The organism is Micromonospora sp. BL1 (assembly GCF_003667485.1).
Classification (GTDB): domain Bacteria; phylum Actinomycetota; class Actinomycetes; order Mycobacteriales; family Micromonosporaceae; genus Micromonospora; species Micromonospora tulbaghiae.
The window spans coordinates 1-10,966 of the sequence record NZ_RCVK01000161.1; the positions used below are offsets into that span (position 1 = coordinate 1).

Consider the following 10,966-nt stretch of genomic DNA (forward strand, 5'->3'; position numbering starts at 1 on the left):
GCCGACGCCGCCCGCGCCGCCGACGCCGCCCGCGCCGCCGACGCCGCCCGCGCCGCCGACGCCCGCGCTGACGACACCCACGCCGAAACCGCCGCCACCTCCGCCGGCGTGGACGCCGCCGTCGACACCATCGCACCGGCACCGGCACCGGCACCGGCACCGGACGCGGCGTCGTTGCCGCACTTCGCCGCTGGTCCGGCGCCGTACCCCGTACCCCTGGCGCAGCCGGATCCGGCGCGGACGGTGCGGCAACGGCGGCGGTGGCCGCTCTGGACCGCGCTCGGACTCGCGCTCGGCCTGGTGGCGGGCGCGGTGCCCGGCGTACTCCTGCGGGGGTCGGCGCCGGACGCGGCCGGGCGGTCGGCCGCGAAGCACGAGCCGGGCACGGCGGCGCAGCGGCGGCTCGGCGAGCGGATGCTCGCGCTGCTCGACCGGCAGGCCGCCGCGCTCGTCGACGCCGACCGGGCCAGCTTCCTCGCGATCGCCGAGCCGGCGGCCCGGCCCGCGCTGAGCCGCCGGTACGCGGCGCTGCGGGCACTGCGGGTCACGACCTGGCGGTCGGCTGCGGACGGGGTGCCGGCGGCGGTCGACGGGAAGCCGGGGGAGTGGCGGTTCGCGGTGACGGTCGGCTACTGCTTCGTGGTGCCGGACTGCGCGCCGAGCACAGTGGAGATGGGCACGCGCTGGCGGCTGGCGGGGGAGGAGCCTCGGCTGACCGCCGTTGACCCGTCGTCGACGGACCCGGCGGGCGTGCGCCCGTGGCAGGTGAACGACCTGGCGGTGGCGGTCGGCAAGCGGGTGGTGGTGGCCACCACGCCGGCCCAGCGCAGCCGGCTGCCCGGTCTGCTCGCACAGGCCGAGACCGCCGCCCGGGCCGCGGACCGGTACGCGATCGGCGGCCGGCCACCGGACCGGTACCTCGTCTACTACGCCGGGAAGGGCGAGTGGCAGCGCTGGTACGGCGGCGGGCGGCCAAAGTGGACCGCCGGCTACGCGGTGGGTGTCGGGGGTGGACGCCACGACGTGGTGCTCAACGCCCAGATCGTCACCCCGGCCGGCCTCGACGACCTGCTCCGGCACGAGCTGACCCACGCCGCCTCGCTGCCCGACAGGGGCTACGCCGACCGCGCGGACTGGTGGCTGGTGGAGGGGCTGGCCGAGTACGCCGGTGCCGACGGGCAGCCCGTGCACCGCTACGACGGTCTGACCGAGGTGCGGGACCTGCTGCGCGGCGGGTGGTCGGGGCGGCTGGACGCGGTGGCGCCCGCCGACGACGCGAGCGACGACCGGGTCGGCGGCGCGTACGGCGTCGGCTACCTGGCCGTACGGCATCTGGTCGACAGGTACGGCGAGCAGCGGATGCTGGACTTCTACCGGGCCGTGGTGCACCAGGGCCGGACCCCGGAGCAGGCCGCCGACGAGGTGTTCGGCGACCCGTGGTCGATGCTGCACGACGACTGCGTCGCCTACGTCCGGGCCGTCGTCGGCTGACACGTCGACGCCTGTCGACGGGTCGTAGCATGGGCCGGGTGGCCCGCACTCCCTCGCCGCGGCTGCCCGCGGCCCGCCGCCCCCGTCTCGTCACCGTCGTGCTCGCCGTCGTCGCGCTGACCGGCACGACCGCCGCGTCCTGCGGCGACGACGCCCCGGCGGTCACCGTCGCCGAGGTGGGGCGCGCGCCGGTCAGCGAGGTGATCGACGCCCCGGCCACGGTGACCGCGCGGGCCGCGGCCTCGCTCACCGCACCGGCCGACGGCACGCTGGCCCGCCTGCGGGTCCAGCCGGGACAGCGGGTGACCCGGGGGCAGGTGCTCGCGGTGATCGACTCGCCGTCGGCCCGGGACCGCCTGGCGAAGGCGCGGGACGCGCTGCGTGCGGCGAAGCGGGCCGGGCGGGGCGCCGGCACGGGCGACCTGGGCGGCAGCCGGCGCGGCACCGACCGGGCCGCCGACGAGGCGTTCGCCGCCGCCCGCGCCGCCGCCGGCAAGGTGGGCGACCCGCAGGTACGCGCCGCGCTGCTGCTCCAGGTCCAGTCGGCGCAGCGGCAGTACGAGTCCGCCGCCCGCGCCGCCGACCGGGCGGTCGCCCAGGTGCAGCGCGGCGTCGCGGGCCTGAACAGCGCCGTCGGCGCGCTGTCGGCCGCGCAACGACTCCAGGCCCAGCAGGCGTACGACCTGGCGAAGGCGACTGTGGACGCGCTGACGTTGCGCGCGCCGATCGCCGGTGTGGTGCAGCCGGGCGGTACCCGGTCGGCGGCGCCGGCCGACCTGGCCGGGCTGCTCGGTGCGGCCGGTGGCGCGGCGGTGCCCGGTCTCGACCCGTCGGCGCTGGGCACGGGCGGGCAGGGCGGCCCGCCGCCGGGCGTGGACGACGCGATCCCGGCCGGTGGCCGGGTCACCGCCGGCACGCCGGTGCTCACAGTGGTGGACATCGGCCGGCTCGGCCTGCTCGCCGAGGTGGACGAGACCGACGTGCTGCTGGTCCGGGCCGGGGTGCCCGCGTCGGTCGAGCTGGACGCGGTGACCGGCGCGACGTACGACGCGACTGTGCGCTCGGTCGACGTGCTGCCCACCAGCTCGGCGCGGGGCGGCGTCACCTACCGGGTCCGGCTCGACCTCGGTGCCGGACGCCTCGGTGAGGCCGAGGCGGCACCGGCGCCCCGGCCCGGCATGAACGCGGTGGTGCGGCTGCGGGTGCGGGAGGCCGCCGACGCGGTGGCGGTGCCGGCGTCGGCCGTGTTCTCCGCCGACGGGCGGGACGCGGTCTGGGTGCTGCGCGACGGCCGGGCCGGCCGGGTGCCGGTGACGGTGGGCGTGCAGGGGCAGGACCTGGTGCAGATCGTCGACGGCGTACGGGCCGGTGACCGGGTGGTGGTGCGCGGCGCCGACCAGGTGCGCGACGGCCAGGAACTGCCGTGACCGTACCGGCGGTCGAGGCGGTCGACGTCTGGCGCACGTACGAGCTGGACGGGGTGTCGGTGTCCGCGCTGCGCGGGGTGTCGCTCACCATCGACCAGGGCGAGTACGTGGCGGTGATCGGGCCGTCCGGCTCGGGCAAGTCGACGCTGATGCACCTGCTCGGCGGGCTGGACCGGCCCAGCGGCGGCCGGCTGGTGATCGGCGGGCGGGACGTGACCACGCTCACCGCCCCGGAGTTGGCGACGCTGCGCAACGAGACCATCGGCTTCGTGTTCCAGGCGTTCCACCTGCTGGCCCGTACGTCGGCTGTGGACAACGTGGCGTTGCCGCTGGTCTACCGGGGTGTCGGGGCGCGGCAGCGGCGGGAGCGGGCGGCGGCGATGCTGGGCCGGGTCGGGCTCGGCCACCGGCTGCACCACCGGCCCAACCAGCTCTCCGGCGGCGAGCAGCAGCGGGTGGCGATCGCCCGGGCGCTGGTCACCGAGCCGGCGGTGCTGCTCGCCGACGAGCCGACCGGCAACCTGGACAGCGCCACCGGCGAGGCGGTGCTGGAGCTGCTGGAACGGCTGAACGCCGAGTCCGGGGTGGCGCTGGTGATGGTGACCCACGACCAGGAGGTGGCCGCCCGGGCGCACCGGCGCATCGCGGTACGGGACGGGCTGATCCGGTCCGACAGCCTTCATGATCGACCGCCGTCGGACGGCTCCGGCGTACCTGCGACACTGGACCCCGCTCCCAGCGCGGAGCCCCGGTCCGCGTCCGGAAGCGGCCCGGGGCACCCGCCCGGTGGCCCCGGTGGCGCCACCGGAGCCACCGGGCGCCTTCCGCGGAACGAGGAGCGCCTCCGGAACGAGGAGCGCCTTCCCCGGTCGGACGGCCGCCTCCCGCGAGGCGAGGGCGACGCCGGATGAGGCTGGCCGAGGCGTGGCGGGTGGCGTCGGACGCGCTGCGGGCCAACCGGATGCGCAGCCTGCTGACCATGCTCGGGGTGATCATCGGGGTGGCCTCGGTGGTGATCCTGGTGGCCATCGGCACCGGCACGAAACAGCAGGTCGAGCAGCAGGTCGAAGGGCTCGGCTCGAACCTGCTGCTGGTGGTGCCGGGCCGGATCGAGGTGGGCAACGCGCCGGTGGTCTCGCCGCTGGACCTCAGCGACGCCGACGCGGTCTCCCGGGTGGTCGGCGACCCCGGCCGGGTCGCCGTCACGGTGGCCTCCGGCGCGACCGCGCGGGCCGGCAACCGCTCCGACTTCACCACCGTGCAGGGCGTCCTGGAGACCACCCCGTCGGTGTTCACCCGGTCGCTGTCGCGGGGCCGCTACCTCACCGGGGCGGACGTGGACACCAGCCGCCGGGTGGCGGTGCTCGGCGACTCGGTGGCCCGGGCGCTGTTCCCCGACCGTGACCCGCTCGGCCAGCAGGTCACGCTGGCCGGCGTGCGGTTCCGGGTGATCGGCGTCTTCGCCCCGCTCGGGCAGAGCCTCGGCGTGGACCGGGACGACGAGGTGCACGTACCGGTGACGGCGGCGCAACGGCTGTGGGGCACGCAGCGCATCGACGGCATCGCGGTGAAGGCGCCGGACCGGGAGCGGATCGACGAACTCGGTGACCGGATCGTGGCGGAGCTGTCCCGCCGGCACCCGGACACCGAGTTCAGCGCCGTCACCCAGCGGCAGATCCTCGGTGTGCTCGGCGACATCCTGGGCGTACTGACCGGTGTGCTGGCGGCCATCGCGGGCATCTCGCTGCTGGTCGGCGGCGTCGGTGTCTCCAACATCATGCTGGTCTCGGTACGCGAGCGGACCCGCGAGATCGGGCTGCGCAAGGCGGTGGGCGCCCGCCCCCGCGACATCGGCGTGCAGTTCCTGCTGGAGGCGGTGCTGCTCACCTCGGTGGGCGGCCTGACCGGGATGGCGCTGGGCGTGGGCACCGCGCTGCTCGTGGACGCGTTCTCGCCGATCCCGGCGGCGATCACCTGGTGGTCGCTGGCGCTGGCGTTCGGCGTCTCCGCGGCGGTCGGCATCGTCTTCGGCGTGGTGCCGGCGCAGCGGGCCGGGCGGCTCGACCCGGTGGTGGCGCTGCGCGCCGAGTAGGTGGTGGCGCTGCGCGTCGAGTAGCCGGATCGGACGAGACACCCGTCCGGGCGAAAAAGCCCTGGTGGACATCGGGTGAACGGCTGTCTCGCCATGATCAAAGGGTGGAAGGGATCGCGCAGGTCACAGCCGTCCCGCTACCGTACTGGTTACACGCGCGTCGCTCGTCGAGGCGGGAACACCTGCCCGGTGACACGCGCCGGGCACGGGAATGGGTCGGTGAGCCATGGCCGGGTCGCAGTCCGACGCACGGCTGTCGGATGTCAGGTTCCTGACCGTCGCCGAGGTGGCGACGGTCATGCGGGTCTCCAAGATGACCGTCTACCGCCTCGTGCACAGCGGTGAGCTGACCGCCGTGCGGGTCGGCCGGTCGTTCCGGGTGCCCGAGCACGCCGTGCACGAATACCTCCGGGGCGCCTTCCAGGAGTCCGCCTGAGCACTCGCCGCGCCGGTCCGCCGAGTGCGACGAAAAGGGGCATCGACGGGGGCGCGTTGGTCCTGCTGACGCACTCCGGTTAGGCTGGGCCACGACCGTGACCGCTCTCTGGTGTGCCCTGCCCACCACGCTGGTCCGGTCCGTTGTCCGCAAGCGGTCACGGCGCCACCCGTGGTGGTGCCGTCCGGTCCGCCCCGCACGTTGCATCGAAAGGCTGTCGTATGGGCTCGGTGGTCAAGAAGCGCCGCAAGCGCATGGCTAAGAAGAAGCACCGCAAGCTGCTGCGCAAGACCCGCGTCCAGCGTCGCCGTCTCGGCAAGTGACCGGGGCCGGGCACTGGCCCGGCACCCGGCACCACTTGCCAACTGTCGACCCTCGGAGGCTCAGGTGATCAGGCCGTGGACGTCCCGGCTCGATCCCCCCTGCCGCGCTAGGCGCACGACATGACCCCCGGTGACACCTCCGGTGCCCCGGGGGTCGTCGTCGTCACCGGGGTCGGTCGCTGGCTCGGCGCCCACGTGGCCGCCCGGCTCGCCGCCGACGAGCGCATCGAGCGCGTCATCGGGGTCGACCCGGCGCCACCCAACCCCGAACTGACCGACCTGCTCTCCGACGTCGAACGGATCCGCCTGCACCTCGACTCGCTCGGCGGCCTCCTGCTCGACCTCGACGTCGACACGGTGGTGCACCTGGCGCTCGTCACCGCCCCCGACCCGCAGCAGGGCGGCCGGGCGGGGATGAAGGAACAGAACGTCATCGGCACCATGCAGTTGCTCGCCGCCGCGCAGCGCGCGCCCCGGCTGCGCAAGCTGGTGGTCCGCTCGTCCACCGCCGCGTACGGGGTGTCGTTCCGCGATCCGGCCGTCTTCACCGAGGAGACCGAGCCGCGCGAGGTGCCGCGCGGCGGTTTCGGCCGCGACATCCTCGACATCGAGGGGTACGTCCGCGGGTTCCGCCGCCGCCGGCCCGACGTCACCGCGACGGTGCTGCGCTTCGCGCCGTTCATCGGGTACGCCGCCGACACCACGCTCACCCGCTACTTCTCCCAGCCGGTGGTGCCCACCGTCTTCGGCCGCGACCCGCGCCTGCAGTTCGTGCACTTCGACGACGCGCTGGAGGTGCTGCACCGGTCCGTCGCCGAGGACCACCCGGGCACGTACAACGTCGCCGGGCCGGGAGTGCTGTCGCTGTCGCAGGCGATCCGCCGGGCCGGCCGGGTGGCGGTGCCGGTGCTGGAACCGGGCCTGGCCGGGGTCGCTGCCATCGCCCGCAGTCTGGGCTTCGGCGGGTACGGCTTGGACCAGGTGGACCTCTTCGTGCACGGTCGGGTGGTGGACACCAGCCGACTGGAGCGGGAGTACGGCTTCACGCCCCGCTCGACCGCCGCCGCGTTCGACGACTTCATCCGCGCCCACCACGGCGGCGTCGTGGTCACCCGGGACCAGCTCGCCGCCGCCGAGCAGCTGGTGCTGGAGAGCATCCGGCAGGTCCGCTCGTCGGTGCGGGAGCGCTCGTGAGCAGCCCCGACGAGCGGCGTGACGCGCGCTACGACGTACCGCTGGGTGTGCCGGATCCGGGCGCGGAGCCGGCGCGGCGCAACGGGCACCGCCGGGTGACCGCACCGTCCGCCCGCCCGGCCGCACCGGCGATGGACGACGAGCCGGACACCTCCACCGACGAGCCGGGCGCCGCCGACGCGGGCGTTCCGAGCCCGGCCACGCCGCAGCAGCCGGCGAAGAAGACCGTGGCCAAGAAGACGGTGGCGAAGAAGGCCGTCGCCAAGAAGGCCGTCGCCAAGAAGGCGGTCGCGCGGCAGGCGCCTGCGGACGCGGCGCCGACCGGGAACGCGCCGGCCGGTGACACGCCGCCGGGCCCGGCCGTGGCCGACCGGCCGGGGGACCACTGGGACCGCAAGGTGGCCCAGGGGCTGGCGTTCCTGCGGCGGCGGCTCGCCGGCGACTACGAGGTCGACGAGTTCGGCTTCGACCCCGACCTGACCGACGCGGTGGTCCACCCGCTGGTCCGGCTGCTCTACCGGGACTGGTTCCGCACCGAGGTCACCGGCGTCGAGCACGTGCCCGCCGAGGGCGCCGGCCTGGTCGTCGGCAACCACTCCGGCACCGTGGCGCTCGACGCGCTGATCCTCTCCACCGCGCTGCACGACCGGCATCCGGCGCACCGCTACCTGCGGCTGCTCGGCGCCGACCTGGTGTTCCGGATGCCCGTCGTCTCCGAGATAGCGCGCAAGACCGGCGGCACCGTCGCGTGCAACCCGGACGCGGAGCGGCTGCTCGGCAACGGGGAACTGGTGGGCGTGTTCCCGGAGGGCTTCAAGGGCGTCGGCAAGCTCTACGCCGACCGCTACAAGCTCCAGCGCTTCGGGCGGGGCGGGTTCGTCTCGGCCGCGCTGCGGACCGGGACGCCGATCGTCCCGGTGGCGATCGTCGGCGGCGAGGAGATCTACCCGATGCTCGCCGACATCAAGCCGCTGGCCCGGCTGCTCAAACTGCCGTACTTCCCGGTCACGCCGACGTTCCCCTGGCTGGGGCCGCTGGGCATGGTCCCGCTGCCGAGCAAGTGGCTGATCGAGTTCTGCCCGCCGATCCCGACCGCGCACCTGCGCGACGCGGCGGACGACCCGCTCGTGGTGTTCAACCTCGCCGACCAGGTGCGGGAGACGATCCAGCAGACGCTGCACAAGCTGCTCGAACGCCGGCCGGACCCGTTCGGCCCCTGAGCCGGGCCGCGCCGGTTCAGGCGTCGCGGTGGCGGCGCCGGTGCAGCGCCAGGCCGGCCGTGACCGCGCCGGCGAGCAGCCCGGCGGCCGCCGTGGAGGGCACGGCGATGCGTACGGCCCGCCGCCCGGTGCGGAAGTCGCGCACGTCCCAGCCCCGCTCGCGGGCCTGCCGCAGCAGCGCCGGATCGGGGTTCACCGCCACCGCGCGCCCGACCACGGAGAGCATCGGCAGGTCGTTCGCCGAGTCGCTGTAGGCGGCGCACCGGGCCAGGTCCAGCCCTTCCACGGCGGCGAGCTGGGTGACCGCCTCGGCCTTCGCCGGCCCGTGCATCAGATCGCCGACCAGCCGGCCGGTGTACGCGCCGTCGACCACCTCGGCCACCGTGCCGATCGCGCCGGTCAGGCCGAGCCGGGCCGCGATCACCCGGCCGATCTCCACCGGGGCGGCGCTGACCAGCCAGACCCGCTCACCCGCGTCGAGGTGACGCTGGGCCAGGCGACGGGTGCCGGCCCAGATGCGCGGCGCCATCAGCTCGTCGAAGATCTCGTCGGCGAGGCGTTCCATGTCGTCGACCCGCCAGCCCTCGACGAAGGCGAGCGCGGCCTCCTTGGCCTGCGACATGTCGCCCGCGTGCTCGGTGGCGAGCAGCCGGAACCGGGCCTGCTGCCAGGCGAACCGGGCCAGGTCACCGGTGGTGAAGTACTTCCGGGCGGCCAGCCCGCGGGCGAACCAGTAGATCGACGCGCCCTGCATCATCGTGTTGTCCACGTCGAAGAACGCGGCGGCCGTGGGGTCGGGCGTGACTGTGGTCGCCGGTGCCGACGGGGCCTCCGACCAGCCCGCGGTGTGCCCGTGCGCGTCGGTGCTGACGGTCACCTTCCGGCTTCCGGCCACGGCGACCTCCCTGCCTCGACGACCGCGTACGCCCTCTGCGTCGAGCGTATCCGGCACCGTGTGACGACCTGGTGTCCGCCGGGAGAAGTGTGGCGCGCTACGCGCCCGCCGCTCAGCGGTCGGCCGGGCAGGTGGCCGGAGCGGGCCCGAGCGTGTCGCTGGCCTGCGGCGCGGGCAGCCCGCAGGCGATCGCCTCGCGGAGCGCGTCGGCGCGCTTGCCGGCTGCGTCGAGCAGGGCCAGCGAGCGGCGGGTGCGGTCCCGGTCGGCGTGGTCGGGCCGGTCGAGCAGGCCGCTGACCACCCGGCGCTGGCCGGCCAGGAACGTGTCCACCGCGTCCAGCGCCGCCGGGTCGGAGCGCTGCGCGGCGACGGTGGTCAGCAGGCGTACGCCCTGGCGGGTGTCCGCGTCCATGTCGTCGAGGACGGCGCTGAAGCCGAGCCGGTCGTCGCGGACCGAGGCGGCCTCGTCGAGCCGGGTACGGGCGAAGTCGAGGAAGAGCTGCCCGCGGCTGATGTCCGAGCTGGCGAGCGCGAGCTGGGCGCGCTCGGTGGAGCGCTTCATGCCGTACAGGGCGTCACCGGGCAGCGCGTTCTCGCTCGCGGCGGAGATGCCGGACAGGGCGACCGCCCCGGCGGCCACGCCGACCAGGATCGCGCCCCGGGCCCGCGCCCGGCGGCCGGTGATGGCGGGCAGCAGCGCGCCGCGTACCCCGCTCGTGGTGGTGGTCCTGGCCGGCGTTCCGATGCCCTCGCGTTCGGCGGTGGCCACGAGCATCGCCCGCAGGCCGGTACGGAACTCGGCGTCCACCTCGACGTCGGGCCGCTCGGTGGTGAGCCGGCGGCTCACCTCGACGAGTGCGGTGAGTTCACCGTCCGCCTTGGACCGGACGTGGTGCCGGCGTCCGCCGTTGGCCTCGTCGAGGAGTTGCGCGAAGCGCTCGGCCCGCCGACGGGAGAAGAGGTCGCTGTCCACCGCGGCACCCCCTCTCGCTGGTCACGGCCGGGCGGCCGTCGTCGTCACCAGCGACCGGTGGCAGCGTGTGGCGCAGAGCCGACCGGGACGGCCGACCTGACCCGCCGGACCGGGTGGCCCGGGGGACGCCGGGACAACCACTGGTCGCACCCGGAGAAACGGACCGCGCCGGTCGCCGGTTACGGCTGGGACGGCGGCGAAATCACCAAGAGTGATCGGCTCGCCTGGGGGCGTCGGGCACACGACAGCGCCCGGCGCCTGCGCCGGTGGAGAAGGACGGGTGTGTCTGCCGCTCAGGAGTGGAAGCCGTCGGGCAGCAGCCGGGCCAGAGCCCGGACCGCCCGGTATTGCAAAGCCTTGATGGCGCCCTCGTTCTTGCCCATGGCCCGGGCCGTCTCGGCCACCGAGAAGCCCTGGAGGAACCGCAGCACGATGCACTCCTGCTGCTCCGGGTTGAGCTGCTTGACGGCGGTCAGCAGGGCGACGTTCGTGATGTGCTCCACCACCGCCGCCTCCGGGCTGCCCTCGGGCCCGCGGTCCTCCCGGTCGGCGTCCAGGACGTCACCGGTGGTGACCTCCAGGCGGTAGCGCCCGGACTTGAAGTGGTCGGCGACCAGGTTGCGGGCGATGGTGACCAGCCAGGCGCCGAGGTCGCGCCCCTGCCAGGTGAAGCTGCCGATCCGCTTGAGCGCCCGCAGGAACGTGTCGGAGGTGAGGTCCTCGGCGAGCTGACGGTTGCCGACCCGGAAGTAGACGAACCGGAAGACGGTGTCGACGTACCGGTCGTAGATCAGCCCGAACGCCTCGGACTCGCCGGCCTGCGCGCGCTCGACCAGCGTCCACACCTCGGTGGCCGGGTCGGACGGGTCGGGGCGGCTGGGGAAGCCGGTGGCGGGCGCTCAAGCGGATCGGCAG

At 75.1% G+C, this 10,966-nt stretch carries 10 protein-coding genes and 1 pseudogene; 8 read left to right on the forward strand and 3 right to left on the reverse strand.

Annotated elements, in window-relative coordinates; genetic code table 11:
• The 8 genes from EAD96_RS06030 to EAD96_RS06070 all read left to right on the forward strand — a co-directional run.
• A partial coding sequence (locus EAD96_RS06030) for a hypothetical protein (RefSeq protein ID WP_233585480.1) occupies window positions 1-1,491 on the forward strand: 1,491 nt, incomplete at its 5' end.
• 29 nt (window positions 1,492-1,520) lie between these two features.
• A complete protein-coding gene (locus EAD96_RS06035) occupies window positions 1,521-2,918 on the forward strand; it encodes an efflux RND transporter periplasmic adaptor subunit (RefSeq protein ID WP_121683555.1) in 1,398 nt (465 codons plus the stop codon).
• Window positions 2,915-3,829 carry an ABC transporter ATP-binding protein gene (locus tag EAD96_RS06040; protein ID WP_233585482.1) on the forward strand — a complete coding sequence of 305 codons (915 nt, stop codon included), beginning with the start codon at window positions 2,915-2,917 and terminating at the stop codon, window positions 3,827-3,829. Before EAD96_RS06035 ends, EAD96_RS06040 begins: the two co-directional genes overlap by 4 nt.
• Complete coding sequence (locus EAD96_RS06045) at window positions 3,826-5,010, forward strand: ABC transporter permease (protein ID WP_013288760.1); 1,185 nt, start codon at window positions 3,826-3,828, stop codon at window positions 5,008-5,010. Before EAD96_RS06040 ends, EAD96_RS06045 begins: the two co-directional genes overlap by 4 nt.
• 226 nt (window positions 5,011-5,236) lie before the next feature.
• Complete coding sequence (locus EAD96_RS06050; protein ID WP_013288759.1) at window positions 5,237-5,446, forward strand: helix-turn-helix domain-containing protein; 210 nt, start codon at window positions 5,237-5,239, stop codon at window positions 5,444-5,446.
• Between the two features lie 221 nt (window positions 5,447-5,667).
• A complete protein-coding gene (locus EAD96_RS06055) occupies window positions 5,668-5,769 on the forward strand; it encodes an AURKAIP1/COX24 domain-containing protein (RefSeq protein ID WP_007465623.1) in 102 nt (33 codons plus the stop codon).
• A gap of 120 nt (window positions 5,770-5,889) precedes the next feature.
• A complete protein-coding gene (locus tag EAD96_RS06060; protein ID WP_121683556.1) occupies window positions 5,890-6,963 on the forward strand; it encodes an NAD-dependent epimerase/dehydratase family protein in 1,074 nt (357 codons plus the stop codon).
• A 131-nt stretch (window positions 6,964-7,094) separates the two neighbouring features.
• A complete protein-coding gene (locus EAD96_RS06070; RefSeq protein WP_358177616.1) occupies window positions 7,095-8,183 on the forward strand; it encodes a lysophospholipid acyltransferase family protein in 1,089 nt (362 codons plus the stop codon).
• A gap of 16 nt (window positions 8,184-8,199) precedes the next feature.
• Here EAD96_RS06070 and EAD96_RS06075 read toward each other — a convergent pair whose 3' ends face one another.
• The 3 genes and pseudogenes from EAD96_RS06075 to EAD96_RS06085 all read right to left on the reverse strand — a co-directional run.
• Complete coding sequence (locus tag EAD96_RS06075) at window positions 8,200-9,078, reverse strand: HAD family phosphatase (RefSeq protein WP_120572967.1); 879 nt, start codon at window positions 9,076-9,078, stop codon at window positions 8,200-8,202.
• Window positions 9,079-9,190: 112 nt separating this feature from the next.
• Window positions 9,191-10,051 carry a DUF5667 domain-containing protein gene (locus tag EAD96_RS06080; RefSeq protein WP_120572968.1) on the reverse strand — a complete coding sequence of 287 codons (861 nt, stop codon included), beginning with the start codon at window positions 10,049-10,051 and terminating at the stop codon, window positions 9,191-9,193.
• A gap of 293 nt (window positions 10,052-10,344) precedes the next feature.
• A pseudogene (locus EAD96_RS06085) lies at window positions 10,345-10,947 on the reverse strand (ECF subfamily RNA polymerase sigma factor, BldN family); the annotation flags it as partial.
• Window positions 10,948-10,966: the final 19 nt, after the last annotated feature.